Source organism: Pseudomonas sp. S49 (assembly GCF_009866785.1).
GTDB lineage: Bacteria > Pseudomonadota > Gammaproteobacteria > Pseudomonadales > Pseudomonadaceae > Aquipseudomonas.
The window spans coordinates 1,925,426-1,951,294 of sequence record NZ_CP019432.1 but is presented as its reverse complement, the minus strand read 5'-3'; the positions used below and the strand labels follow the sequence as shown (position 1 = coordinate 1,951,294).

The following is a 25,869-nucleotide window of genomic DNA, read 5'->3' as shown; positions in this document are numbered from 1 at the left end:
AGCGGCGGGTTATGCTTCTGGCATCACCCGCTCAGCCTGGAATGCACCATGGACACGCAACCTCTGATCATCCGCCCACGCGCCGAAGACGTCGAAGGGCAGCCGATTCTGCGCCCGCTGCCGTCAGCCAAATGCCGCAGCGTCGGGCCTTTCGTGTTTTTTGATCACATGCTCGAAACGGTTTATCCGACGGGCAAAGGCATGAACATCCGACAGCACCCGCACATCGGTCTGTCGACGCTCACCTATTTGTTTGAAGGACAGATCCAGCACAAGGACAGCCTTGGCTCGGATCAGGTGGTCAGTGCCGGTGACGTCAGCTGGATGACCGCTGGTAGTGCGATTGCACACGTCGAGCGCACACCGGAACCGTTGTGGGACCAGAGTTTCACGATGCACGGTTTGCAGATCTGGCTGGCGTCACCCAAGGATCACGAGCAAGGCCCGGGGCATTACAGCCATCACCCGGCAGCGACATTGCCGGTCAGCGATAACCTTGGCGTACAGATCCGCATGATTGCCGGGTCAGGCTTTTGCCTGGAATCGCCGGTGCCGGTGCTTTCTCCTACGTTGTACGCGGAAGTGAACATGCAAACCGCGACCACTTTGCTGATTCCGACCGAGCATGAAGAGCGGGCGGTTTATGTGTTGAGTGGGGATGCGCAATTGAATGGCGAAGCGATTGAGCCGCATGCGTTGGTGGTATTGCCGGCCGGGGAAGAGATGAGTCTGTTTGCCGAAAGCGATGTGCATGCCGTGGTATTTGGCGGCGCGCCATTGGACGGGCCACGGCGGATCAACTGGAATTTTGTCGCGAGCGATCCGGCGGCGATTGATGAAGCACGGCGTAAATGGGCGGGCGGGGACTGGCCGACGGTGCCGGGGGAAGTTGACCGGATCGAGTTGCCGCGCTGAAAAGCACCCTCACCCCAGCCCTCTCCCGGAGGGAGAGGGAGCCGACCGAGTGGTCTCAGGTTATACGCCGACCTGAAAGACCTTATCGATTATGGATTCGGTAATGCCCTATCAGGTCGGCGCATTGGTTGAGCGTCCACCATCAGCACCCTCACCCTGCCCTCCCGAAACGTCGGACCGCCCGGAGGCAGAGGGAGCCGACCGAGGTATCTTGCGTCATACATCGACCTGAAAAGTCTTGGCGACTATGGATTCAGCACAGCCCTTTCAAGTCGGCGTAACTCCCAAGCATCCCCCATTCAGTCCCCTCTCCCTCTGGGAGAGGGTTAGGGTGAGGGGCTCTTCGCTTTTCAGCCCTTGAACACTTCATCCAGCAAATCATGCATCGACTTGAACGCGCGCTTGGCGGTCTTCGCGTCGTACATCATCTTGCCCGGCACATTGGCATGCGGATCGGTAAACGAATGCACCGCACCGCCATAGCTCAGCAACTGCCAATCGACCTTCGCCGCGTTCATCTCGTCTTCAAACGCCGGCAACTGCTCTTTCGGCACCAACGGATCTGCGGCACCGTGCAACACCAGAACCGAGCCTTTGATGTTCTGCGCATCGGCAGGATTCGGCGAATCCAGCGTACCGTGGAACGACACCGCAGCCTTCACCGCCGCCCCCGTGCGAGCCAGATCCAGCGCACAGCAACCGCCAAAGCAGAAGCCGAACACTGCCAGTTTCGACGTATCAACCGCCGCCTCACCCTGCTTCTGCAACTGCTCGAACGCCGCTTGCATACGCGTGCGCAGCAACGCACGGTCGTCCTTCAACGGCATCATCGCCGCGCCCGCCTGATCGGCATTCTGCGGACGTACGGCCTGGCCATAAACGTCAGCGATCAACACCACGTAGCCCTCGGCCGCCACCGACTTGGCGATCTCTTCGGCACCGGCGCTGACGCCCATCCAGTTCGGCGCCATCAACAAACCCGGACGCGCACCTTTGTGCTCGACGTCGAACGCCAGACGACCTTCATAAGGCTGGCCGTCAATCTGATAGACCACGGAACGTACAGTGACTTGGCTCATTTCTGACTCCTGATTTGTTAAACACCAGAATGAAAAAACCCGCCGAAGCGGGCTTTTCTACAACTTGGTTAAACCGACAGTTCAACCAGCAGCTTGTTCAGACGGCGCACATAAGCGGCCGGATCCTTCAAGCTGTCACCCGCCGCCAGCGCAGCCTGGTCGAAGAGGATGTGCGACAGGTCGCCAAAACGCTCTTCGCTCTGCTCGCCATCGAGCTTCTCGATCAGCGGGTGGCTTGGGTTGAATTCGAAGATCGGCTTCGAATCCGGCACCTTCTGCCCGCTGGCTTCGAGGATCTGGCGCATTTGCAGACCCAGATCCTGCTCGCCGATGGCGAGAATCGCCGGCGAATCGGTCAGACGATGGGAAACCCGTACTTCAGCCACGGAATCGCCCAGCGCGGTTTTCAGACGCTCAACCAGACCTTCTTTGGACTTGGCGACTTCTTCTGCGGCCTTCTTGTCCTCTTCCGAGTCCAGGTTGCCCAGATCAAGATCACCACGTGCCACATCGACGAAAGTCTTGCCGTCGAACTCGCTGAGGTAGCTCATCAGCCACTCGTCGATACGGTCGGTCAGCAGCAGCACTTCGATGCCTTTCTTGCGGAAGACTTCCAGGTGCGGGCTGTTCTTGACCTGCGCGTAGGTTTCGCCGGTGAGGTAGTAGATCTTGTCCTGACCTTCCTTGGCGCGTGCCAGGTAGTCGGCCAGACCGACGATCTGCTCGCCGTCGTCGCCTTGGGTCGATGCGAAACGCAGCAGACCGGCAATTTTTTCCTTGTTGGCGAAGTCTTCTGCCGGGCCTTCTTTCATGACCTGACCGAAGTTCTTCCAGAAGCCTTTGTATTGCTCAGGCTCGTTCTTCGCCAGTTTTTCCAGCATGTCGAGCACGCGCTTGGTCAGCGCAGTCTTCATCGAATCGATGATCGGGTCTTTCTGCAGGATTTCACGCGACACGTTCAGCGACAGGTCGTTGGAATCGACCACGCCTTTGATGAAGCGCAGGTACAGCGGCAGGAACGACTCGGCCTGATCCATGACGAACACGCGTTGCACGTACAGCTTCAGGCCTTTCGGCGCTTCACGCTGGTACAGGTCGAACGGGGCGCGGGCCGGCACGTACAGCAACGAGCTGTATTCGAGCTTGCCTTCGACTTTGTTGTGGCTCCAGGCCAGCGGGTTTTCAAAGTCGTGAGCGATGTGCTTGTAGAACTCCTGGTATTCCTCGTCCTTCACTTCAGTGCGCGGACGGGTCCACAGGGCGCTGGCGCGGTTGACGGTTTCCCACTCAACGGCCGGAGCCTCTTCGCCTTCGGCAGCAGCCGCTTCTTTCGGCAGCTCGATCGGCAAAGCGATGTGGTCGGAGTACTTCTTGATGATGTTGCGCAGACGCCAGCCATCAGCGAATTCGTCTTCTGCCGCTTTCAGATGCAGGACGATGCGGGTACCACGTTCTGCTTTTTCGATGGTGGCGACTTCGAATTCGCCCTCGCCTTTCGACGACCAGTGCACGCCTTCGCTGGCTGGAGTGCCGGCGCGACGGCTGTACACGTCAACCTGGTCGGCAACGATGAAGGCGGAGTAGAAGCCCACACCGAACTGGCCGATCAGGTGCGAATCTTTCTTCTGATCGCCCGAGAGATTCTTCATGAAATCGGCGGTGCCGGATTTGGCGATGGTCCCCAGGTGGGTGATCACATCGTCACGGTTCATGCCGATACCGTTGTCTTCGAGGGTGACGGTCTTGGCGTCCTTGTCGAAGCTCACACGGATTTTCAGGTCAGCGCCGCCTTCAAGCAACTCTGGCTTGGCCAGGGCTTCGAAGCGCAATTTATCTACAGCGTCAGAGGCGTTCGAGATCAATTCGCGAAGGAAAATTTCCTTGTTGGAATACAGCGAATGGATCATGAGGTGCAGCAGTTGCTTTACCTCGGTCTGGAAGCCCAGGGTTTCCTTTTGAGTTTCCACACTCATGGTCATCAAACTCCAATCAGATGGCAGTGGCCGCGACCCGAGATGGTCGGCGGCGGGTTGTCTTGTGAGTTTGGGGCGCTGTTCAGGATTTCAAGGGCTCATCGATTTTGAAGTGCGCACGAGCAGTGGCAATCGGTTCACTTTCCGTGCTTTGCCAGGCAGTGATCGCGACGTTGGCGACGCGCCGGCCCTGGCGGCAGACCTGACACTTGGCCCAGGTATCGCGGAATTGCCCGGCACGCAGGTAATCCAGGGAGAAGTCGATAATCTTTGGCACACCTGGTGCGCCGGTGAAGATCAACAGATGCAGGGCGGCGGCCAGCTCCATGAACCCGGCAATCACCCCGCCGTGGATCGCCGGCAATAAAGGGTTACCAATGTTGTCCTTGTTCGCCGGCAGCTTGAACAACAGTTCATCGCCGACGCGTGAGCATTCGATGCCGATCAGCCCGGCGTAGGGAATCAACTGCAACAGCGGCGCGTAATCGCCCTGAGCGTGAGCCTGCTGCAACTGCAGCTTCAGGTCGTCGCTCATTGCCCTTCTCCCTTGATCACGCCGCCAAAGCCTTTGGTGCCTTTGAGCCCCTTACCCATGCGCATGAATGTACCGACGACATGGGCGATGGGTTGTTCGGGATCGTCCTGATAGGCGAAACCGCGAGCGAAGATCACATCGGTGGTCACCCGGTAGCACTGGGCGAAGCCATAGACGTCTTTGTTCGGTTTGGCGGCGTGCATATAGTCAATGCGCAAATCGAGGGTCGGGCAGACTTCGAATTCCGGCAACACACAGAGCGTTGACATCCCGCAAGCGGTGTCCATTAACGAGGTAATTGCGCCACCATGAATAACCCCGGTCTGCGGATTACCGACTATTTGCGGGCTATAAGGCAGGACCACCGTGAGCCCTTCGCTGGAGGCTTCATGTACTCGCAAACCAAGTACCTGACAGTGTCTTAACGCTGAAAGAAATCGCGTCGCGCGCTCAAAAACGGGGTTTTCAGCCATATGATAATTACTCTCGTTAAAGCCATTGGCCAGTAGTAGCGAACAGACCAAAAGTTCCGTAGCAAAACAAACTTATATATCTGAAAGAAATGAGGAACTTAACCTGTAGCGCCGAGTTCTTAAGGCCAGTAGTTATTTTCCATAAGGAGAAACACCCCATGCGTAAGACTTTTGCTATTGCCTTGATGTTGACCGCTTCCCTCGGTCTCGCTGCCTGCGATAAAAAATCCGAGGACAAAGCTCAAGATGCCAACCAACATGCTGAACAAGCTCAGCAAGACATGAACAAAGCTCAGGATAAAGTGAACGACGCTGCGAAAGAAAACGCCGAAGCTGCCAAAGCTCAGGCTGAATCGAACGCTGCTGCACAAGAAGAAGCTGCCAAGAAGCAATAATTCGCTTTTTGCTACAGAAAAAGGAAAACCCGCCAAGTGCGGGTTTTCTTTTGCCTGTCATTTAGTGACAAGGTCGCCTTAGAGCAAGACCGTTCTAAAAGTCGGACTAATCATCAACAACAGCGAACAGACTAAACCAACTAGCCATACCAGACTGCGCAGCTTGGGCAGATCGGCCAGATAGAACCACAAGTAGAGGATCCGCGCGATCACGAAAATGATCGCCAATGTATCGATCAGCCAGCCTGCCGTTTGCGTGGTGTGCGCCATCAACACACCGACTGCGAACAGGATGAAAGCTTCGATACTGTTTTGGTGAGCCGCCAGCGCACTCGCACCGTAACCGGTCAGTTGCGCCTGCTGCTGGCGCGGCAGGTGGTTGTTGTAACCGCCCTGCTCTTTCATCGCCTTGCCCACCGGCATACGCGCGATATAAATCAACAGCGCAGTGATAAACACACACCAGAACGGAATACTCATCAAGCGACCTCTTTGTTTGTCTCGGGAATGGGGGCTTCTGTAGGGGTATAGACCATGACATCGAGAACGTCGGAGTGAAACTCGCGGCGGTACAAGACCAATACCACTCCGGCGCTCATCAGCATGAACAACCATGGGCTGACAAACCAGGCCAGCATGGTCATGCCGAAGTAGTAGGAGCGCAGCCCGAAGTTGAACTGGTTGGCCGCCATCGAAATCACCCGCGCCGCCCGCGCAGCGAAAGCCTTGCGCTCCTGTTCGGAAACATGTCGTTCACCGATCATCGGCGCCGAGCCAACCAACACGGCCGCGAAGTTGTACTGGCGCATGCACCAACTGAAGGTGAAGAACGCGTAGACGAACACCATCGCCAGACACAGCAACTTGATTTCCGACATGCCCTGCGACGCCTGTTGCACCATCGGAATGTCTGCCAGCAACGACACTGCCCGCTCGGACGCGCCAAGCACGGTGAGAATGCCGGCGAGGATGATCAACGTGCTGGAGGCGAAGAACGAAGCGTTGCGCTCCAGATTGCCGATCACACTGGCGTCGGCGATCCGGTTGTCACGCAGCAGCATGCGACGCATCCAGTCTTCGCGGTACAGGTGCAGCACACTCGCCAGACATGCTGTATCGCGGCCCTTCCAAGAGGCATAACGGGTATAACCGCCCCAGCAGATGACGAACCAGACGGCCGCGAGCAGGTGGATCAGGTTGGCTTGGATGAACGACATGCAATTCCTTGTGAGGTGTGTACACGCACTGATTACTTGTGGGAGCGAGCCTGCTCGCGAAAGCGGTGTGTCAGCCGCCATCAATGTTGCGCGATACGCCGCTTTCGCGGGCAGGCTCGCTCCCACATTGAGATTTCGGCAACCCTTCGACGTTAGCTCAGGGAAAAAGACACTGCCTGACGCGCATAAAAAATGCCCCGTATCGATTGATACGGGGCATTTCTGTTCAAGCGTTGAAGACCCGCTTATGGCGGGTCAGGCAACGTCAGGCAACCGCTTCGCTGCGCTTGCCCAGCAGGCGATCGCAAACCACTGCAACCACCAGGGTCATCACGCACGGCACCAGCCACGCCAGGCCCTGCTCGCTCAGCGGCAAGTGCGCCAGTTGCGATGGCATCCAGTCGGCCAGACCGGCGCCTTTCAGCGCGTCGATGGTGCCAAAGATGAACGACACCAGCATCACCGGACCGAGAATCCGGCCGTGCTCATGCCAGAAGTCTTTGCAGAAGCTCAGCGCCACCAACACGATGCACGGCGGATAGATCGCGGTCAGCACCGGAATCGAGAAGGCAATCAACTTGGTCAGGCCCAGGTTGGACACCAGCAGCGAGAACGCCGCCAGAATGATCACCAGGGTCTTGTAGGACAGTGGCAGCACACGGCTGAAGTACTCAGCGCAAGCACAGGTAAGGCCGACCGCTGTCACCAGACACGCCAGCGAGATCAGTACGGCAAGGAAACCGCTGCCCAGCGAACCGAAGGTGTGTTGCACGTAAGCGTGCAATACCGCCGCGCCGTTGGTCGCGCCTGCTGCCACTTCGTGGCTGCCGGAACCGAGGCGGAACAGGCTGACATACACCAGCGCCAGACCGACACCGGCAATCAGCCCGGCGATGATCGCGTAACGGGTGATCAGCGCCGGCGACTCGACGCCACGGGAGCGAATCGCGTTAACGATGACGATGCCGAACACCAGTGCACCCAAGGTATCCATGGTCAGGTAACCATTGATGAAGCCCTGAGAGAACGGTGCCGCCACGTATTCCGGCGTGCCGTGACCGATGTCACCCGCCGGCAAGGCGAATGCAGCGATGCCAAGGACCGCCAGCGCGATGATCTTCAATGGCGCGAGGAAACGGCCAACGGTGTCCAGCAAACGGCCCGGATAGAGCGAAATGAAGAACACCAGCAGGAAGTACACCGAACTGTAGAGGAACAGTGCCAACGGGCTCTCGCCGGTCAGCGGCGCCAGACCTACTTCAAACGACACCGTCGCGGTGCGCGGGGTGGCGAACAACGGGCCGACCGCCAGATAGCACGCCGCCGCCAGAATGCCGCCAGCCAGCTTGCCGATCGGGCTGCTCAGCGCATCCATTGCCCCACCGACCTTGGCCAGTGCAACGACGGTGATCACCGGCAGACCCACTGCGGTGATCAGGAAGCCCAGCGCGGCCATCCAGACGTGAGGTCCGGCCTGCAAGCCAACGATAGGCGGGAAAATGATGTTGCCAGCCCCGACGAACAGGGCAAACGTCATAAAGCCAAGTGCCAGGATGTCCTGACCTTTCAAAACTTTCATTAAGGTAATACCACACTACTGAATCGGAATTTAGAGGGGGATTGCCCTGTGTAATTAGGGAAATGCTGTCGATCCGTATGGGACTGACCCTTAAAGCGCGTTGCATGCCTTGTGGGCGGCAGACGCAAAAATGGCTGCTAGCCTAACCAATTTGCTTTGCAAACGCACTGTTAGAGGGCGAACTATCCGATACGCGACGTTTCCGTGTCGCGTTTTTGCATGTAATTGGGGGCAAGCCTATAAATCAGCGAATGCCAGAAACGACAAAGGCCACCCGAAGGTGGCCTTTGTCAGCAGAGTTGCAAGCTAAGCGCGAGGCTTACTTGACAGCCCAACCAGTCAGCTCGGCCAGGGCCTTGCCGATGTCTGCCAGCGAACGCACGGTTTTAACGCCTGCGTCTTGCAGTGCAGCGAATTTCTCGTCTGCAGTGCCTTTGCCGCCAGAGATGATTGCGCCAGCATGGCCCATGCGCTTGCCCGGAGGAGCAGTCACACCAGCGATGTAGGAAACAACCGGCTTGGTCACGTGTGCCTTGATGTAGGCAGCCGCTTCTTCTTCAGCCGAACCGCCGATCTCACCGATCATCACGATCGCTTCGGTCTTCGGGTCTTCCTGGAACAGCTTCAGGATGTCGATGAAGTTCGAACCCGGGATCGGGTCACCACCGATGCCGACGCAAGTCGACTGACCGAAACCGGCGTCAGTAGTCTGCTTCACAGCTTCGTAGGTCAGGGTGCCGGAACGCGAAACGATACCGACCTTGCCTGGCAAGTGAATGTGACCTGGCATGATGCCGATCTTGCATTCGCCTGGGGTGATCACGCCTGGGCAGTTAGGGCCGATCAGGACTACGCCCAGCTCGTCGCACTTAACTTTAGCGTCCAGCATGTCCAGGGTAGGAATGCCTTCGGTGATGCAGACGATCAGCTTGATGCCGCCGAAAGCTGCTTCCAGGATCGAGTCTTTGCAGAAAGGAGCCGGAACGTAGATCACGCTGGCGGTAGCGCCAGTGGCTTCTACTGCGTCTTTAACGGTGTTGAACACTGGCAGACCCAGGTGCTCGGTGCCGCCTTTGCCAGGAGTAACGCCACCCACCATCTTGGTGCCGTATTCGATGGCTTGCTGGGTGTGGAAACTACCTTGCGAACCGGTAATACCCTGGCAGATAACTTTGGTGTCTTTATTGATCAGGACGCTCATTATTTGCCCTCCGCAGCTTTGACAACTTGTTGAGCAGCGTCGGTCAGGCTGGTAGCAGCGATGATGTTCAAACCGCTTTCTGCCAGTACTTTAGCGCCCAGCTCAGCGTTGTTGCCTTCAAGGCGAACAACAACCGGGATTTTCACGCCGACTTCTTTCACAGCGCCGATGATGCCTTCGGCAATCATGTCGCAGCGAACGATGCCGCCGAAGATGTTGACCAGTACTGCAGCGACGTTGGTGTCGGACAGGATGATCTTGAACGCTTCGGTTACGCGTTCTTTGGTAGCGCCACCACCTACGTCGAGGAAGTTGGCTGGCTTGCCGCCATGCAGGTTGACAATGTCCATGGTACCCATGGCCAGGCCAGCACCGTTGACCATGCAGCCGATGTTACCTTCCAGTGCCACGTAGTTCAGTTCGAACTTGGCAGCGTGCGCTTCGCGCGGATCGTCTTGCGACGGATCGTGGAAAGTCTTCAGCTTAGGCTGACGGTACATTGCGTTGGCGTCGATGTTGATCTTGGCGTCCAGGCAGTGCAGATCGCCGTCAGCCTTGATCACCAGCGGGTTCACTTCCAGCAGAGCCAGGTCGTGATCCTTGAACAGTTTGGCCAGACCTACGAAGATCTTGGCGAACTGAGCAACCTGCTTGCCTTCCAGACCCAGCTGGAATGCCAGCTCGCGACCCTGGAATGGCTGAGCGCCAACCAGTGGATCGATAGTGGCTTTGAGAATTTTTTCTGGAGTGTCGTGAGCGATTTTCTCGATGTCCACGCCACCTTCGGTGGAAGCCATGAACACGATGCGACGGCTCGAACGGTCAACGACAGCGCCCAGGTACAGCTCTTTAGCGATATCAGTGCACGATTCAACCAGGATCTTGGTGACTGGCTGGCCATTGGCGTCAGTCTGGTAAGTCACCAGACGCTTGCCCAGCCACTGCTGTGCGAAGGCTTTGGCGTCTTCTTTGCTGCGAACCAGCTTGACGCCGCCCGCTTTACCGCGACCACCGGCGTGGACCTGGGCTTTGACAACCCACTCGCTGCCGCCGATTTTGTCGCAAGCTTCTGCTGCTGCTTCCGGGGTGTCTACTGCGTAACCAGTGGAAACTGGCAGGCCGTATTCAGCGAACAGCTGCTTACCCTGATACTCGTGAAGATTCATGCTTTTTACCGTCTTCGTTAGGTACTGCGCATTCGGCGCTGCGCTCGTTTGAGTGCCGCGCCACCTGTGACTGCTGCTTGCGTAGCTGAGCTACGCAAGACTGCGTCCAGCGGACATTCCGCGGTGAGACTTGCTCGCAAGGCTCACGACGGGCCGTTACCGCCGTGGTTTCTTATTGTGTCTTAACGCTTCTTGCGGTTGGCAATGTGGATGGCGCCGCCATTCACAGCCAGAGCAGCTTCGTGCAAGGCTTCAGACAGGGTCGGATGGGAGAAAACCATCATGCCCAGGTCTTCAGCGCTGGTGCCGAATTCCATACCGATCGCGCCCTGCTGAACCAGCTCTGCAGCGCTCGGGCCAATCACGTGCACGCCCAATACGCGGTCAGTCTTGGCATCAGCGATGACCTTGACGAAACCACCGGTATCGTTGGCGGCCATGGCACGGCCGGAAGCGGCGAACGGGAAGGTGCCGACGTTAACTTCAACGCCTTCAGCTTTCAAGGCCTGCTCGGTTTTGCCAACCCACGCGATTTCCGGGTGAGTATAAATAACCGAAGGGATCAGGTCATAGTTCATCTGGGCTTTGTGGCCCTTGATGCGCTCGACAACCATGATGCCTTCTTCCGATGCCTTGTGAGCCAGCATCATGCCGCGAACCACGTCACCGATGGCGAAAACGCCCGGTACGGTGGTCGCGCAGTGATCGTCAACGTGCACGAAACCGCGCTCGTCGAGGGTCACGCCGCTGTCGGAAGCCAGCAGATCAGTGGTCACCGGACGGCGACCAACGGCTACGATCAGCTTGTCGAAAGTGATGGTCTGTTCGCCGTTGGCATCGGTGTAGTTCACAACGACTTCGTCGCCGTTCACTTTCGAGCCGGTTACGCGAGCGCCCAGTTTGATGTCCAGACCTTGTTTGGTCAGGGTTTTCAGCGCTTCCTTGGAAACAGCGGTGTCCGCTGCCATCAGGAAAGTGTCCAGTGCTTCCAGGACAACAACTTCGGAGCCCAGACGCGACCACACCGAACCCAGTTCCAGACCGATCACGCCAGCGCCGATCACGCCCAGACGCTTAGGTACGCTTTGGAATTCCAGTGCGCCAGTCGAATCGACGATGACTTTCTGATCAACCGGAGCTGGCGGAATGTCGATCGGACGCGAACCTGGAGCCAGAATCACGTTTTCAGCTTCGATGACTTCAACCGAGCCGTCTGGCTTGGTGACTTCGACTTTCTTGCCAGCCAGCAGTTTGCCGTGGCCCTGGATCGAAGTAACGCCGTTGGCCTTGAACAGGGTGGCAACGCCGCCGGTCAGGTTCTTGACGATGCCAGCCTTGCGGCCAACCATCGCAGCGACGTCCATTTTGACTTCGCCAGTGGAGATACCGTGAACGTTGAAGCTTTCTTTCGCTTCCTTGTATTTCCAGGAGCTGTCGAGCAGCGCCTTGGAAGGAATGCAGCCCACGTTCAGGCAGGTGCCGCCCAGGGCTTGCTTGCCTTCTGCGTCGGTGTACTTCTCGATGCAGGCAGTGGTCAGACCCAGCTGCGCGGCCTTGATGGCAGCCACGTAGCCACCAGGGCCAGCACCGATCACTACTACGTCAAATTTCTGCGACATTCAAAAAATCCTCTTTAGCGAAAAGCTTCAAGCCGCGCGCCCCAAGCCAAGCTGCCCTTTCCTGCAGCTTGAAACCTGAAGCCCGCGACTGCTTCTATCAGATATCCAGCAACAGACGAGCCGGATCTTCCAGCAGGTTCTTGATGGTCACCAGGAAGGTCACAGCTTCTTTGCCATCGATCAGACGGTGATCGTAGGACAGTGCCAGGTACATCATCGGACGGATAACGACCTGACCATTGATGGCCATAGGACGCTGGATGATGTTGTGCATGCCCAGAATCGCTGCCTGCGGCGGGTTGACGATCGGGGTCGACATCATCGAACCGAAGGTACCACCGTTGGTGATGGTGAAGGTACCACCGGTCATCTCGTCCATCGACAATTTGCCGTCACGGGCTTTCTTGCCGAAAGTGGCGATGCCGCCTTCGATTTCAGCCAGGCTCATCAGCTCGGCGTTACGCAGAACCGGAACCACCAGGCCACGGTCGCTGGAAACGGCAACGCCGATGTCCGCATAGCCGTGGTAAACGATGTCGCCGCCGTCGATCGACGCGTTGACAGCCGGGAAGCGTTTCAGCGCTTCGGTAGCTGCTTTGACGAAGAACGACATGAAGCCCAGGCGTACGCCGTTGTGGGACTTCTCGAACAGGTCCTTGTACTTCGAACGCAGGGCCATGACTTCAGTCATGTCGACTTCGTTGAAAGTGGTCAGCATCGCCATGTTCGACTGAGCTTCAACCAGACGCTTGGCCACGGTGGCACGAACGCGGGTCATCGGTACGCGCTTCTCGATGCGGTCGCCAGCAGCGAACACAGGAGCGGCGGCCGAAGGAGCAGCAGCCTTGGCAGGCGCGGCAGCCGGAGCGGCTTTCTTGGCAGCAACAGCTGCAACCACGTCTTCCTTGGTCACACGACCGCCCTTGCCGGTGCCGGCAACGGAAGCGATGTTGATGCCGTTTTCTTCAGCCAGTTTGCGCGCAGCCGGTGCAGCAACAGGATCATCTTCGCCTTCGGCAGCAGCCGGTGCAGCGGCAGCAGCGGCCGGAGCAGCAGCGGCGGCTGGAGCAGCAGCAGCGCCGCCCGCTTCGATGGAGCCCAGCACTTCGTCGGACAGAACGGTGTCGCCTTCGTTCTTGACGATTGCGCCCAGCACGCCATCAGCGGTAGCCAGAACTTCCAGTACGACTTTGTCGGTTTCGATGTCGACGATCAGATCGTCGCGCTTGACAGCGTCGCCCGGTTGTTTGTGCCAGGTGGCAACGGTGCCATCGGCAACCGATTCCGGGAAAGTGGGGGCTTTGATCTCGATAGCCATTATCTGTGGTTCCTTAAATTCGGTTTCAGGTGCGCGAAGGCATTAAATGGTAAACGCGTCTTGCAGGAGTTTTTCCTGCTGCTCGGCGTGCATCGATGCGTAACCACAAGCTGGGGCAGCAGAAGCCTCACGGCCCGCGTACTCAAGTACGAGAGACTTGTCGAGGTTCGCAATACTGCGACGCAAGTGGTGCTGGCTGCAGTACCAGGCCCCCTGGTTCATCGGCTCTTCCTGACACCAAACGGCATTTTTGACGTTGGTGTATGGAGCCAGGACTTCTTTCAAGTCGTCCTCAGGGAATGGGTACAGCTGCTCGATACGCACGATGGCGATATCTTCACGGCCTTCGGCACGGCGTTTTTCCAGCAGGTCGTAGTAGACCTTGCCGCTACACAGAACAACACGCTCGACCTTTTTCGGGTCCAGAGTATCGATTTCCGGGATCACGGTCTGGAACGAACCTTCGGCCAGATCTTCCAGGGTCGAGATGGCCAGTTTGTGGCGCAGCAGCGACTTCGGAGTCAGAACGATCAGCGGCTTGCGCAGCGGACGAATCACCTGACGACGCAGCAAGTGGTAGATCTGTGCTGGCGTGGTCGGTACGGCGACCTGAATGTTGTGCTCGGCGCACAGTTGCAGGTAACGCTCAAGACGTGCCGAGCTGTGCTCAGGGCCCTGACCTTCGTAACCGTGTGGCAGCAACATGGTCAGACCGCAGAGACGGCCCCACTTGTGCTCGCCGCTGGTGATGAACTGGTCGATTACAACCTGTGCACCGTTGGCGAAGTCGCCGAACTGGGCTTCCCAGATCACCAGCGCATCCGGCGTGGTGGTCGAGTAACCGTATTCGAATGCCAGTACCGCTTCTTCCGACAGGAACGAGTCGTACAGGTCAAAGCGTGGCTGACCGTCGTACAAGTGCTGCAGCGGAATGTAAGTGCCTGCGTCTTTCTGGTTGTGCAACACAGCGTGACGGTGCGAGAACGTACCGCGGCCGATGTCCTGACCGGTCATGCGGATCGGGTGACCTTCGAACGCCAGGGTCGCGTACGCCATGGTTTCGGCGTACCCCCAGTTGATCGGCAGGCCGCCGGCTTGCATTTTCTGACGGTCTTCGTAGATCTTCGAGACCTGACGCTGAACCACGAAGCCTTCCGGAATTTCCAGCAGCTTGGCGGACAGTTCTTGCAGGGTTTTCAGATCAAAGCGGGTGTCGTGACGCGCAGTCCAGGCGTGGCCCAGATACGGACGCCAGTCCACGAACAGCTCTTTGTTCGGCTCTTTGACCAGCGATTTCACGACGTGCAGACCGTTGTCCAGCGCGTTGCGGTATTCGTCGACTTTCGCCTGAACACGCTCTGCGTCCAGCACACCGCCCTGGGTCAGACGATCAGCGTACAGCTCACGGGTGGTGCGCTGTTTGGTGATCTGCTGATACATCAGAGGCTGGGTGCCGCTTGGCTCGTCGGCCTCGTTGTGGCCGCGACGACGGTAGCAGACCAGGTCGATCACCACGTCACGCTTGAACTGCATGCGGTAGTCGATGGCCAGCTGGGTCACGAACAACACGGCTTCCGGATCATCACCATTCACATGGAGGATCGGCGCCTGGATCATCTTCGCAACGTCGGTGGCGTACTCGGTGGAACGCGAGTCCAGCGGGTTGCTGATGGTGAAACCGACCTGGTTGTTGATCACGATGTGCACGGTACCGCCGGTTTTGAAACCGCGGGTCTGCGACATCTGGAAGGTTTCCATGACCACGCCTTGACCTGCGAATGCAGCGTCACCGTGGATGGAGATCGGCAGAACCTTCTCACCGGTCGGGTCGTTACGACGATCCTGACGGGCGCGAACCGAACCTTCTACCACCGGGGAAACGATTTCCAGGTGGGACGGGTTGAACGCCATGGCCAGGTGAACTTCACCGCCGGCGGTCATCACGTTGGACGAGAAGCCCTGGTGATACTTAACGTCACCGGAACCCAGCTCGACCTTCTTCTTGCCTTCGAACTCGTCGAACAGCTCGCGCGGGTTCTTGCCGAAGGTGTTGACCAGTACGTTCAGACGGCCACGGTGGGCCATGCCGATGACGACTTCCTTGGTGCCGTAGGAACCGGAACGCTGGATCAGTTCGTCGAGCATCGGAATCAGGCTTTCGCCGCCTTCCAGACCGAAACGCTTGGTGCCCGGGTATTTGGTGCCCAGGTATTTTTCCAGGCCTTCACCGGCAGTCACGCGCTCAAGCAGGTGGCTCTTGATGTCGGCGGAGTACGTCGGACGACCACGCACGCTTTCCAGACGCTGCTGGAACCACTGGCGCTGCTCGGAATCGGTGATGTGCGTAAATTCAGCGCCGATGGTGCGGCAATATGTCTGCTGCAACGCTTCGTGAATTTCGCGTAGGCTCGCTTCCTCTTTGCCGATGAACAGGTCGCCGGCACGGAAGGTCGTATCAAGATCGGCATTGGTCAAGCCGTAATGATTGATCGACAGGTCTGCAGGTGCAGGACGCTGCCACAGCCCCAGCGGGTCAAGCTGGGCTGCCTGGTGGCCACGCATACGGTAGGCCTGGATCAATCGCAGCACTTCAACTTGCTTCTTCTCGTGCTCACTGCTCACGCTGCCGGCGGAAACCGGTTGGGCGCGGCGCTGGTTCTTTGCCAGCAGCACGAAATGATCGCGAATTGTCGAGTGCGAAACATCAGTGGCAGAGTTGCCGTCGGCAGGCAACTTCTGAAAGTAGGTGCGCCACTCTTCTGGCACAGCGTTAGGGTCGTGCAGGTAGAGCTCATAAAGCTCTTCCACATAGGCAGCGTTTCCACCTGAAAGGTAGGCGCTGTTCCACATGCGCTGCATCACGCTTTCTTGCATGCTTGGTCACCCTCGGTTAGGGGAACACCATCGATGTCGACACCGAGCAAACTTGCAGAAGTCCGAATGCAGCGACTAAAACAAGCCACTTAGGATCACACTGATAGTCCGGGTACCAGCCCGGATGCCCCTGCTTGTCTCATTTCTTCAAAATAAGAGCCGCAGCTTATGGCTACTGCTCTGGTTATAGCCATGACGCGGGTTGAAGCCCGCGCCACAGCCTCTACGGTGCAGCGGTTACAGCAGCTGAATCACACGCCGCTCGAAAGCAGCATGTTACGGATGTGACCGATGGCCTTAGTCGGGTTCAGGCCTTTCGGACATACGTTGACGCAGTTCATGATGCCCCGGCAGCGGAAGACGCTGAACGGGTCATCGAGCGAAGCCAGACGCTCGTTGGTCTTGGTGTCACGGCTGTCTGCCAGGAAGCGATAAGCTTGCAGCAGCGCAGCTGGACCCAGGAACTTGTCCGGGTTCCACCAGAAGGACGGGCAAGAGGTCGAGCAGCAAGCGCACAGGATGCACTCGTACAGACCGTCGAGTTTTTCACGTTCTTCCGGAGACTGCAGACGCTCGATGGCCGGAGCCGGCGTGTCGTTCTGCAGGTAAGGCTTCACCTTCTCGTATTGCTTGTAGAAGATGCTCATATCGACAACCAGGTCACGGATAACCGGCAAACCTGGCAGCGGACGAACAATCAGCTTGTTACCTTTTACAACGGCGGACAGTGGCGTGATGCACGCCAGACCGTTTTTACCGTTGATGTTCATGCCGTCGGAGCCGCAGACGCCTTCACGGCAAGAGCGACGATAGGAGAAACCCTCGTCCTGCTCTTTGATCAGGGCCAGCACGTCCAGCACCATCAGGTCTTTACCACCGGTATCGACCTGGAATTCCTGCATGAACGGCGCAGCGTCCTGATCAGGGTTGTAGCGATAAACACTGACTTGCAACATGGCGGTCACCCTTAATAAGTCCGGACTTTAGGTTCGAAAGTCGGAACAGTCTTCGGCGAGAAGTTCACGGCACGCTTGGTGACGCGCTTGTCACCCGGGAAGTACAGGGTGTGGCACAGCCAGTTTTCGTCGTCACGATCTTCGAAGTCTTCACGGGCGTGAGCACCGCGCGACTCTTTACGTACTTCGGCCGCGATGGCGGTAGCTTCAGCCACTTCCAGCAGGTTTTGCAGTTCCAGCGCTTCGATACGGGCAGTGTTGAACGCCTGCGACTTATCGTTGATCTTCACGTTGGCAATGCGGGTACGCAGGTCAGCGAGCTGAGCGATACCTTTCTGCATGTATTCGCCGGTACGGAATACGCCGAAGTAGTTCTGCATGCAGCTTTGCAGCTCGCGACGCAGGGTAGCGACGTCTTCGCCGTCGGTACGGTTGTTCAGCGCGTTCAGACGCGACAGGGCAGCTTCGATGTCGGCTTCGGTAGCGTCGTCGTATTCGATGCCGTCGGTGAGCGCCTTTTCCAGGTGCAGACCTGCAGCGCGGCCGAATACCACCAGGTCGAGCAGCGAGTTGCCGCCCAGACGGTTGGCACCGTGCACCGATACGCAAGCCACTTCACCTACTGCGAACAGACCAGGGATGATCTGGTCCACGCCTTCAGCGTTCTGGGTGATCGCCTGGCCGTGAATGTTGGTGGCAACGCCGCCCATCATATAGTGGCAAGTCGGAACAACCGGAACCGGCGCAACAACCGGGTCAACGTGAGCGAAAGTCTTCGACAGTTCGCAGATGCCTGGCAGACGGCTGTGCAGCACTTCCTCGCCCAGGTGGTCGAGTTTGAGCATTACGTGGTCGCCATTCGGACCGCAACCGTTGCCGGCGATGATTTCTTTAACCATCGAACGAGCAACCACGTCACGACCGGCAAGGTCTTTGGCGTTCGGAGCATAACGCTCCATGAAACGCTCGCCGTGCTTGTTGATCAGGTAACCACCTTCACCACGGCAACCTTCGGTAACCAGTACACCGGCGCCGGCGATGCCGGTCGGGTGGAATTGCCACATTTCGATGTCTTGTACCGGCACGCCAGCACGCAGAGCCATGCCGACGCCGTCACCGGTGTTGATCAGGGCGTTGGTGGTGGAAGCGTAGATACGACCTGCACCGCCGGTAGCCAGTACGGTGGCCTTGGCGCGAATGTAGGTGGTTTCGCCGGTTTCGATGCAGATAGCGATCACACCGACGAATTCACCTTCCTGGTTTTTCACCAGGTCGACAGCGTAGTACTCGTTCAGGAACGTGGTACCGGCTTTCAGGTTGCCCTGATAAAGGGTGTGCAGCAGTGCGTGACCGGTACGGTCGGAAGCGGCGCAAGTACGTGCAGCCTGACCGCCTTTACCGTAATCCTTGGACTGACCACCGAACGGACGCTGGTAGATACGGCCCTGCTCGGTACGCGAGAACGGCAGACCCATGTGGTCCAGCTCGAAAACAGCGGCCGGGCCTTCCTGACACATGTATTCGATAGCGTCCTGGTCACCGATGTAGTCGGAACCCTTGACGGTATCGTACATGTGCCAGCGCCAGTCATCGTTCGGGTCAGCGGACGCGATTGCGCACGTGATGCCGCCCTGAGCGGATACGGTGTGCGAACGGGTCGGGAAAACCTTGGTGATCACGGCAGTCTTGTGACCGCCCTGTGCCAGTTGCAGCGCAGCGCGCATGCCGGCACCGCCACCACCAATAATGATGGCGTCGAAAGAAATCGTTGGAATGTTAGCCATGACTCAGATACCCCAGAGAATCTGCACACCCCAGACGAAGTAAGCGAACATCGCAACGCCGCATACTGCCTGGAAAAGGAAACGTACTGCAGTCGCGGACTTGCCCAGCGCCATTGGCGTCAGGTAGTCGGTCGCGATGGTCCACATGCCGACCCAGGCGTGAGCGCCAAGGGCAACGAGGGCCAGCAGACTGAAGATACGCATCCCGTTGTGAGCGAACAGGCCGTGCCACTGGTCGTAGCCAATGCCCGGATTCGCTGCAAGGTATCCGATCAGGAAGATGAAATAAGCCGCGAGAACAACCGCAGACACACGTTGCGCCATCCAGTCATAGAGGCCCGAACGCGAAAGGTTCGTAACGCTGGTTACCATATCCAAACTCCTGCCAGAACGATCAGCACCACGGAAACGGCGATGATAATTTTCGAGCCCAGGCGGCCGCCTTCCAGCGTCTCACCGATGCCCATGTCCATGATCAAATGGCGCACACCGGCTACCAGGTGATACAGCAGAGCGGACAGGAGGCCCCATGCTACGAACTTGGCCAGCGGACTGGTCAAGCATGCCTTCACCTCGGCAAAACCTTCCTCGGAACCCAGAGACTTGCCCAATGCATAAAGCATGAAGCCGATACCCAGGAAGAGGATAATGCCGGAAACACGGTGAAGAAACGACGTAACGCCGGTGATGGGGAGTTTGATGGTCCTTAGGTCTAGGTTTACAGGTCGTTGGCTTTTCACGGCTTTTTTTTCACACTGAAGAGCCCCTAACAATCAGGGCAAAGTTGTTGGGGAGTGCACTGGTCAGGTAACCACCACCCAGGGATGCGACCCCCAATGAAAGCAAGCCCAAAAGCCCTTGGCGGTCGGTGGCCGAGTATAGACAGTTAGGCTACTAATGACAACGCAATCACCTACCCCAAATAGCTGATTGCACAAGTCGTATAAAAGGCGTAAATGGCAGTCAATTTCGAGGAAAAAGTGCGCTTAAAGCCTTCTGGAGCAAGACTTTAGGCAAATTGACATTCGAATTTATCTCACTATAGTGGTGCGGGCCCTGCGTGGGGGGTCTGTCTGATGGTTCAAGCATAAATAGGAGGCCACATGGCTGACAAAAAAGCGCAGTTGATCATCGAGGGCGCAGCCCCCGTCGAGCTGCCCATTTTAACCGGCACCGTTGGTCCCGATGTAATCGATGTTCGGGGCCTGACGGCCACGGGCCGCTTCACTTTCGACCCAGGTTTCATGTCGACCGCCTCGTGCGAATCGAAGATCACCTATATCGACGGCGACAACGGCATTCTGTTGCACCGCGGCTACCCGATCGAACAGCTGGCTGAAAAATCGGACTACCTGGAAACCTGCTACCTGCTGCTCAACGGCGAACTGCCGACCGCAGAGCAGAAGGCCCAGTTCGTCAGCACCGTGAAAAACCACACGATGGTTCACGAGCAGCTGAAAACCTTCTTCAACGGTTTCCGTCGCGACGCCCACCCGATGGCCGTCATGTGCGGTGTAGTCGGCGCCCTCTCGGCCTTCTACCACGACTCCCTCGACATCAATAACCCGCAGCATCGCGAAATTTCCGCGATCCGTCTGGTTGCCAAGATGCCGACCCTGGCAGCGATGGTTTACAAGTACTCCATGGGCCAACCCATGATGTACCCGCGCAACGACCTGACGTACGCGGAAAACTTCCTGCACATGATGTTCAACACCCCGTGCGAGATCAAACCGATCAGCCCGGTGCTCGCCAAGGCCATGGACCGGATCTTCATCCTCCACGCCGACCACGAGCAGAACGCGTCGACTTCTACTGTGCGTCTGGCCGGTTCTTCGGGTGCCAACCCGTTTGCCTGTATCGCCGCCGGTATCGCCGCACTGTGGGGCCCTGCCCACGGCGGTGCGAACGAAGCCGTGCTGACCATGCTTGACGAGATTGGCGATGTTTCCAACATCGACAAGTTCATCGCCAAGGCCAAGGACAAGAACGATCCGTTCAAACTGATGGGCTTCGGTCACCGCGTTTACAAGAACCGCGATCCTCGCGCGACTGTAATGAAGCAGACCTGCGACGAAGTACTGAAGGAACTGGGCATCAACAACGATCCGCAACTCGAACTGGCCATGCGCCTGGAAGAGATCGCGCTGACCGACCCGTACTTCATCGAACGCTCGCTGTACCCGAACGTCGACTTCTACTCGGGGATCATCCTCAAGGCGATCGGCATTCCGACCAGCATGTTCACCGTGATTTTCGCGCTGGCACGTACTGTTGGCTGGATCTCCCACTGGAAAGAAATGCTCTCCAGCCCGTACAAGATTGGCCGTCCGCGCCAGTTGTACACCGGCTACGAGTCGCGTGACATTACCAAGCTGGAAGACCGCAAATAAGATTTGTCTTGCGATGAAGTCTTGAGTTGTACCGGGAACGGCCTCTATTTATATAGGGGCCGTTTTTGTTTGTCTGGGGTTTGGGATTGGGGGCATATCCGTTTCTTCGGGTGCTGCCGCTGGCGGTTTCGCTCTTACAGCGAGTCCCTTTTTCAAACGCCAAAAAGGAACCAAAAGGCTTTGCCCCTGGCGTACGGCACTTCGCTGAGGCTCAGTGTTCCCTCGCTACGGTGTCCACCCGGGGGCATCGCCTACGGTTTGCTTCGCTGCACCTCCTCTCGATGTATGCGGCTTCGCCGCACGGCGCTGCGCGCCTACCCCCCGGATGAACACCTACGCTCGGCCTACCGATGGGGCAAAAGATCAAAAGCCAAAGCCAAAGCCAAAGCCAAAGCCAAAGCCAAAGCCAAAGCCAAAGCCAAAGCCAAAGCCAAAGCCAAAGCCAAAGCCAAAGCCAAAGCCAAAGCCAAAGCCAAAGCAAGATCAAAAGCCAGATCAAGAGCCCCTCACCCTAGCCCTCTCCCGGAGGGAGAGGGGACTGATCGTGGTGTTTGGGGGAGATACGCCGACGTGCGATACCGCGTTGAACTCAGATTCTGAAAAGCTCACAAATCGGCTCCCTCTCCCTCGGGAGAGGGCTGGGGTGAGGGGCAGCAACAACGCAAATCAAAAGCCGAACATCCGCTCTTAACCACTCAATAGGCCGAGTGTCAGCTCGCCTGCTCTTGATCTTGATCCACGGGCGACGTCGGAAGGCTGAGTGGAGGGATTGATCCGGGCGTGGGAGCGCAGCGACCGTTTGGCGTAGCCAAACACAGCGAGAGGAGGTGCAGCGCAGCAAACCGTAGGCGCTGCGCCCGGATCGATCCCGCAGCGAAGGAACCCCGAGCCCCAGCGAGCGGGCCGCACGTAGGAGCAAGCGTTTTTTTGCTTACTTTTTTTAGGCGTTTGTAAAAAAAAGTGAGTCGCCGTAAGGGCGAAACCCTAAGAAGCCGTTACCGCAGCAACGGATATGTACACAGCTCCAGCCGATAACCGCCCAATAAAAATGCCCCGATCTCTCAACCGGGGCATTCAGCACAACATTACAAAACCATCAAACCATCAATGCGAAACCGCCCCACTCGCCCCCAACCCAGTCTGCGAACGCACAAACTGCGGGAAGAACAGCGCCCGCTCATTGTCCGCAGCCGCCGACTTGTCAGTAATCGAGAAGAACCAGATCCCCACAAAAGCAATGATCATCGAGAACAACGCCGGGTACTCGTAAGGGAAGATCGCCTTCTCATGATGCAGAATCTGCACCCAGATGGTCGGCCCAAGCACCATCAAACCAACGGCACTGACCAGCCCCAACCAGCCGCCAATCATCGCCCCACGAGTGGTCAGCTTCTTCCAGTACATCGAAAGCAGCAGTACCGGGAAGTTGCAGCTCGCCGCGATCGAGAACGCCAAGCCCACCATGAAGGCAATGTTCTGGCTTTCGAACAGGATGCCCAAACCAATCGCCAGCACCGCCAAGGCAATGGTGGTGATCTTCGAGACACGAATCTCGTCCTTCTCGTTCGCCTTGCCCTTCTTGATCACACTGGCATACAGGTCGTGAGAAACCGCCGAGGCACCCGCCAGCGTCAGGCCTGCCACAACCGCCAGAATGGTTGCGAACGCCACCGCCGAGATAAAGCCGAGGAAGATACTGCCTCCAACTGCGTTGGCCAGGTGCACCGCCGCCATGTTGTTGCCGCCCAACAGCGCGCCAGCAGCATCTTTGAAGGCCGGGTTAGTGCTGACCAGCAGGATCGCGCCAAAGCCGATGATGAAAGTCAGGATGTAGAAGTAGCCAATGAAGCCAGTTGCGTAGAGCACACTCTTGCGAGCTTCTTTTGCGTCACTCACGGTGAAGAAGCGCATCAGAATGTGTGGCAGGCCAGCGGTACCGAACATCAGCGCCAGACCCAGCGAGAAGGCCGAAATCGGGTCCTTGACCAGACCACCCGGGCTCATGATCGCTTCGCCCTTGGCGTGAACCTTGATCGCTTCGGAGAACAATGTGTTGAAGTCAAAGCCTACGTGCTTCATCACCATCAGCGCCATGAACGAGGCACCGGACAGCAACAGCACAGCCTTGATGATCTGCACCCAGGTGGTCGCCAGCATGCCGCCGAACAGCACGTACATGCACATCAGCACACCGACCAGAATCACCGCGACGTGATAGTCCAGACCGAACAACAGCTGAATCAGCTTGCCGGCACCGACCATTTGCGCGATCAGGTAGAACGCCACGACCACCAGCGAACCGCAGGCAGACAGGGTGCGAATCTGGGTTTGCCCGAGGCGGTAGGACGCCACGTCGGCAAAGGTGTATTTACCCAGGTTACGCAGACGCTCGGCGATCAGGAACAGGATGATCGGCCAGCCCACCAAAAAGCCGATCGAGTAGATCAGGCCATCGTAGCCGGAGGTGAACACCAGTGCGGAAATCCCCAGGAAGGACGCCGCCGACATGTAGTCACCGGCAATCGCCAGACCGTTCTGGAAACCGGTAATTTTACCGCCCGCCGCATAGTAGTCGGCCGCCGAGTTGTTTTTCTTCGAGGCCCAGTAGGTGATGTACAACGTCGCGCCAACGAAGGCGACGAACATCAGGATCGCAGGAATGTTCAGCGGCTGTTTGGCCACCTCCCCCGTCAACGCGTCAGCCGCCCAGACACCCGGTGCGAAAGTCGCAACACTCAATAAAGCCAGTAGACGCCGGATCATTGCTGAGCCTCCTTGAGAATCGCATTGTTCAGGTCGTCGAACTCGCCATTGGCGCGGCGCACATAGATAGCGGTGAGGATGAATGCAGAAAGAATCAGTCCGACACCAATCGGGATGCCCCAGGTAATCGAGGACTCAGGACTGAGTTTCGCGCCCAGAATATGCGGCCCGTAAGCGATCAGAAGAATGAAGCCAGAGTAAAGCCCAAGCATGATCGCCGAGAGTATCCAGGCGAACTTTTCCCTTTTTCGCACCAGCTCCTTGAATCGGGGACTGTTTTGAATCGAGAGGTAAATGCTGTCGTTCATTGTTTTTATCCTCGCAGCACAGATTATTATTGGAACATAGCTAATGTATGCGGCTGCGAGCGCGGTAACAGACGACCTTAGTAGTAGAACGCCATGACACTTTTGCCAATTTCCGGTACGCCACAAAACAACTGTGGGAGCGAGCCTGCTCGCGAAGGCGTCGGTTCAGTCGATGTTTGTATCAACTGATAGATCGCATTCGCGAGCAGGCTCGCTCCCACAGGGTTAGGCGGTGAAGCTTTTATTTGGTCCAGTCAGCCACGCGATCCGGGTGCTTGGCCACCCAATCCTTGGCCGCCGCGTCAGGCTTGGCACCGTCCTGAATCGCCAGCATGACTTCGCCGATTTCGTCTTTCGACGCCCACTGGAAGTTCTTCAGGAACTTGGCCACTTCCGGCGCTTTGGTTGCCAGTTCTTTGCTGCCGATGCTGTTCACGGTTTCAGCTGCACCGTACACGCCTTTCGGGTCGTCGAGGAAGCGCAGTTTCCACTTGGCGAACATCCAGTGCGGCACCCAACCGGTGACGGCGATGGATTCGTTTTTCTTCTCGGCACGGGTCAGCTCGGCGATCATGCCGGCGCCGGAACTGGCCTTGAGGGAATACTTGTCGAGGCCGTAATCCTTGATCGCCTGATCAGTCTTGAGCATCACGCCTGAACCGGCGTCGATGCCGACGATGCGATTCTTGAAGGTGTCATCGGTTTTCAGGTCTTCGATCGACTTGGCTTTAACGTACTCCGGCACGATCAGGCCGATTTTCGCATCCTTGAAGTTCGGGCCGTAATCGACGACCAGATCCTTGTTCTTCGTCCAGTATTCGCCGTGGGTCACGGGCAGCCAGGCCGAGAGCATGGCGTCGAGCTTGCCGGTGGCAACACCCTGCCACATGATCCCGGTGGCGACGGCTTGCAGCTTCACGTCGTAGCCGAGTTTCTGTTTGATGACTTCGGCCGCCACGTGGGTGGTCGCGACGCTGTCGGACCAACCGTCAACGTAACCGATGTTCAGGGTCTGTTTTTCTGCGCTGGCGAAAGTGGAACTCATCGCAAGCACCAGAGCGGCACCTGCGCCTAAAAGTCGTCGCATCTTCATCGTTACTTCCCCGAAATGCTGCGCCCGACGGATGCCGGGCATCGTCAACGTATTGTTATGGTGCACAGCGCCCCCATCACGCCTGACCGCAAACCAACTCGAACATCAGCGGAGTACTGATGCCCTGATCATCAACCTGACGCCGCAGGCGACCTGCTCTGTCAGCGACCTCAAGGCAACGAGAAACGACATCAGAAGGCCATTAATCGCGACTATATAAATGACGCC

The 25,869-nt window shown here is 57.6% G+C and carries 22 protein-coding genes; 3 read left to right on the top strand and 19 right to left on the bottom strand.

Going from position 1 to position 25,869, the window contains the following annotated elements; translation table 11 throughout:
* The first annotated feature begins 48 nt into the window (after positions 1–48).
* Positions 49–915, top strand: a complete 867-nt coding sequence (locus PspS49_RS08595; RefSeq protein WP_160038827.1) for a pirin family protein — start codon at positions 49–51, stop codon at positions 913–915.
* 350 nt (positions 916–1,265) lie between these two features.
* On the opposite strand, the gene PspS49_RS08590 is transcribed toward PspS49_RS08595, so the two are convergent.
* The 4 genes from PspS49_RS08590 to PspS49_RS08575 form a co-directional block, all read right to left on the bottom strand.
* The gene (locus tag PspS49_RS08590) at positions 1,266–1,994 is read right to left on the bottom strand and encodes a dienelactone hydrolase family protein (protein WP_150752225.1); all 729 of its coding nucleotides are present in this window, start codon (positions 1,992–1,994) and stop codon (positions 1,266–1,268) included.
* Positions 1,995–2,062: 68 nt separating this feature from the next.
* Positions 2,063–3,967: a molecular chaperone HtpG gene (htpG, locus tag PspS49_RS08585; protein WP_127926349.1), complete on the bottom strand. Its 1,905-nt coding sequence runs from the start codon at positions 3,965–3,967 to the stop codon at positions 2,063–2,065.
* An 82-nt stretch (positions 3,968–4,049) separates the two neighbouring features.
* Positions 4,050–4,502: a PaaI family thioesterase gene (locus PspS49_RS08580; protein ID WP_127926348.1), complete on the bottom strand. Its 453-nt coding sequence runs from the start codon at positions 4,500–4,502 to the stop codon at positions 4,050–4,052.
* A complete protein-coding gene (locus PspS49_RS08575; protein WP_127926347.1) occupies positions 4,499–4,975 on the bottom strand; it encodes a PaaI family thioesterase in 477 nt (158 codons plus the stop codon). The genes PspS49_RS08580 and PspS49_RS08575 overlap by 4 nt, the downstream gene beginning before the upstream one ends.
* A 158-nt stretch (positions 4,976–5,133) precedes the next feature.
* On the opposite strand from PspS49_RS08575, the gene PspS49_RS08570 reads away from it, so the two are divergent.
* Positions 5,134–5,370 carry a hypothetical protein gene (locus tag PspS49_RS08570; protein ID WP_007919867.1) on the top strand — a complete coding sequence of 79 codons (237 nt, stop codon included), beginning with the start codon at positions 5,134–5,136 and terminating at the stop codon, positions 5,368–5,370.
* Positions 5,371–5,448: 78 nt separating this feature from the next.
* Here the strand turns inward: PspS49_RS08570 and PspS49_RS08565 are convergent, their stop codons facing one another.
* The 12 genes from PspS49_RS08565 to sdhC all read right to left on the bottom strand — a co-directional run bounded on the left by PspS49_RS08565 (position 5,449) and on the right by sdhC (position 19,824).
* Positions 5,449–5,850: an MAPEG family protein gene (locus PspS49_RS08565; protein ID WP_160038825.1), complete on the bottom strand. Its 402-nt coding sequence runs from the start codon at positions 5,848–5,850 to the stop codon at positions 5,449–5,451.
* On the bottom strand, positions 5,850–6,587 hold the full coding sequence (locus tag PspS49_RS08560) for a DUF599 family protein (RefSeq protein WP_034156247.1): 738 nt from the start codon (positions 6,585–6,587) through the stop codon (positions 5,850–5,852). Before PspS49_RS08560 ends, PspS49_RS08565 begins: the two co-directional genes overlap by 1 nt.
* Positions 6,588–6,852: 265 nt before the next feature.
* Complete coding sequence (brnQ, locus tag PspS49_RS08555; RefSeq protein WP_127926346.1) at positions 6,853–8,166, bottom strand: branched-chain amino acid transport system II carrier protein; 1,314 nt, start codon at positions 8,164–8,166, stop codon at positions 6,853–6,855.
* A 319-nt stretch (positions 8,167–8,485) separates the two neighbouring features.
* Positions 8,486–9,367, bottom strand: coding sequence for a succinate--CoA ligase subunit alpha (sucD, locus tag PspS49_RS08550; protein ID WP_008082972.1), 882 nt, complete (start codon positions 9,365–9,367; stop codon positions 8,486–8,488).
* The gene (gene sucC, locus PspS49_RS08545; protein ID WP_007919879.1) at positions 9,367–10,533 is read right to left on the bottom strand and encodes an ADP-forming succinate--CoA ligase subunit beta; all 1,167 of its coding nucleotides are present in this window, start codon (positions 10,531–10,533) and stop codon (positions 9,367–9,369) included. The genes sucD and sucC overlap by 1 nt, the downstream gene beginning before the upstream one ends.
* 182 nt (positions 10,534–10,715) lie before the next feature.
* Positions 10,716–12,152, bottom strand: a complete 1,437-nt coding sequence (gene lpdA, locus PspS49_RS08540; RefSeq protein ID WP_077571707.1) for a dihydrolipoyl dehydrogenase — start codon at positions 12,150–12,152, stop codon at positions 10,716–10,718.
* A 97-nt stretch (positions 12,153–12,249) separates the two neighbouring features.
* Positions 12,250–13,470 (bottom strand): 2-oxoglutarate dehydrogenase complex dihydrolipoyllysine-residue succinyltransferase, encoded by a 1,221-nt coding sequence (gene odhB, locus PspS49_RS08535; protein WP_160038823.1) that lies wholly within the window; start codon positions 13,468–13,470, stop codon positions 12,250–12,252.
* Positions 13,471–13,512: 42 nt separating this feature from the next.
* On the bottom strand, positions 13,513–16,344 hold the full coding sequence (locus tag PspS49_RS08530) for a 2-oxoglutarate dehydrogenase E1 component (RefSeq protein ID WP_150649672.1): 2,832 nt from the start codon (positions 16,342–16,344) through the stop codon (positions 13,513–13,515).
* Positions 16,345–16,595: 251 nt separating this feature from the next.
* Positions 16,596–17,300: a succinate dehydrogenase iron-sulfur subunit gene (locus PspS49_RS08525; protein WP_038364054.1), complete on the bottom strand. Its 705-nt coding sequence runs from the start codon at positions 17,298–17,300 to the stop codon at positions 16,596–16,598.
* An 11-nt stretch (positions 17,301–17,311) separates the two neighbouring features.
* Positions 17,312–19,084 (bottom strand): succinate dehydrogenase flavoprotein subunit, encoded by a 1,773-nt coding sequence (gene sdhA, locus PspS49_RS08520; RefSeq protein WP_038363946.1) that lies wholly within the window; start codon positions 19,082–19,084, stop codon positions 17,312–17,314.
* A 3-nt stretch (positions 19,085–19,087) separates the two neighbouring features.
* Positions 19,088–19,456: a succinate dehydrogenase, hydrophobic membrane anchor protein gene (gene sdhD / locus PspS49_RS08515; protein WP_007977503.1), complete on the bottom strand. Its 369-nt coding sequence runs from the start codon at positions 19,454–19,456 to the stop codon at positions 19,088–19,090.
* On the bottom strand, positions 19,450–19,824 hold the full coding sequence (gene sdhC / locus PspS49_RS08510; protein ID WP_034156251.1) for a succinate dehydrogenase, cytochrome b556 subunit: 375 nt from the start codon (positions 19,822–19,824) through the stop codon (positions 19,450–19,452). Before sdhC ends, sdhD begins: the two co-directional genes overlap by 7 nt.
* Positions 19,825–20,187: 363 nt before the next feature.
* Here sdhC and gltA point away from each other — a divergent pair, with 363 nt between their 5' ends.
* Positions 20,188–21,477, top strand: a complete 1,290-nt coding sequence (gltA, locus tag PspS49_RS08505; RefSeq protein WP_003222994.1) for a citrate synthase — start codon at positions 20,188–20,190, stop codon at positions 21,475–21,477.
* A gap of 1,104 nt (positions 21,478–22,581) precedes the next feature.
* Here gltA and PspS49_RS08500 read toward each other — a convergent pair.
* From PspS49_RS08500 to PspS49_RS08490, 3 genes are all read right to left on the bottom strand, one after another.
* On the bottom strand, positions 22,582–24,240 hold the full coding sequence (locus PspS49_RS08500; protein WP_150752222.1) for a cation acetate symporter: 1,659 nt from the start codon (positions 24,238–24,240) through the stop codon (positions 22,582–22,584).
* Positions 24,237–24,548, bottom strand: coding sequence for a DUF485 domain-containing protein (locus PspS49_RS08495; RefSeq protein WP_007919908.1), 312 nt, complete (start codon positions 24,546–24,548; stop codon positions 24,237–24,239). Before PspS49_RS08495 ends, PspS49_RS08500 begins: the two co-directional genes overlap by 4 nt.
* 241 nt (positions 24,549–24,789) lie before the next feature.
* On the bottom strand, positions 24,790–25,641 hold the full coding sequence (locus tag PspS49_RS08490; protein WP_105709413.1) for a glycine betaine ABC transporter substrate-binding protein: 852 nt from the start codon (positions 25,639–25,641) through the stop codon (positions 24,790–24,792).
* Positions 25,642–25,869: the final 228 nt, after the last annotated feature.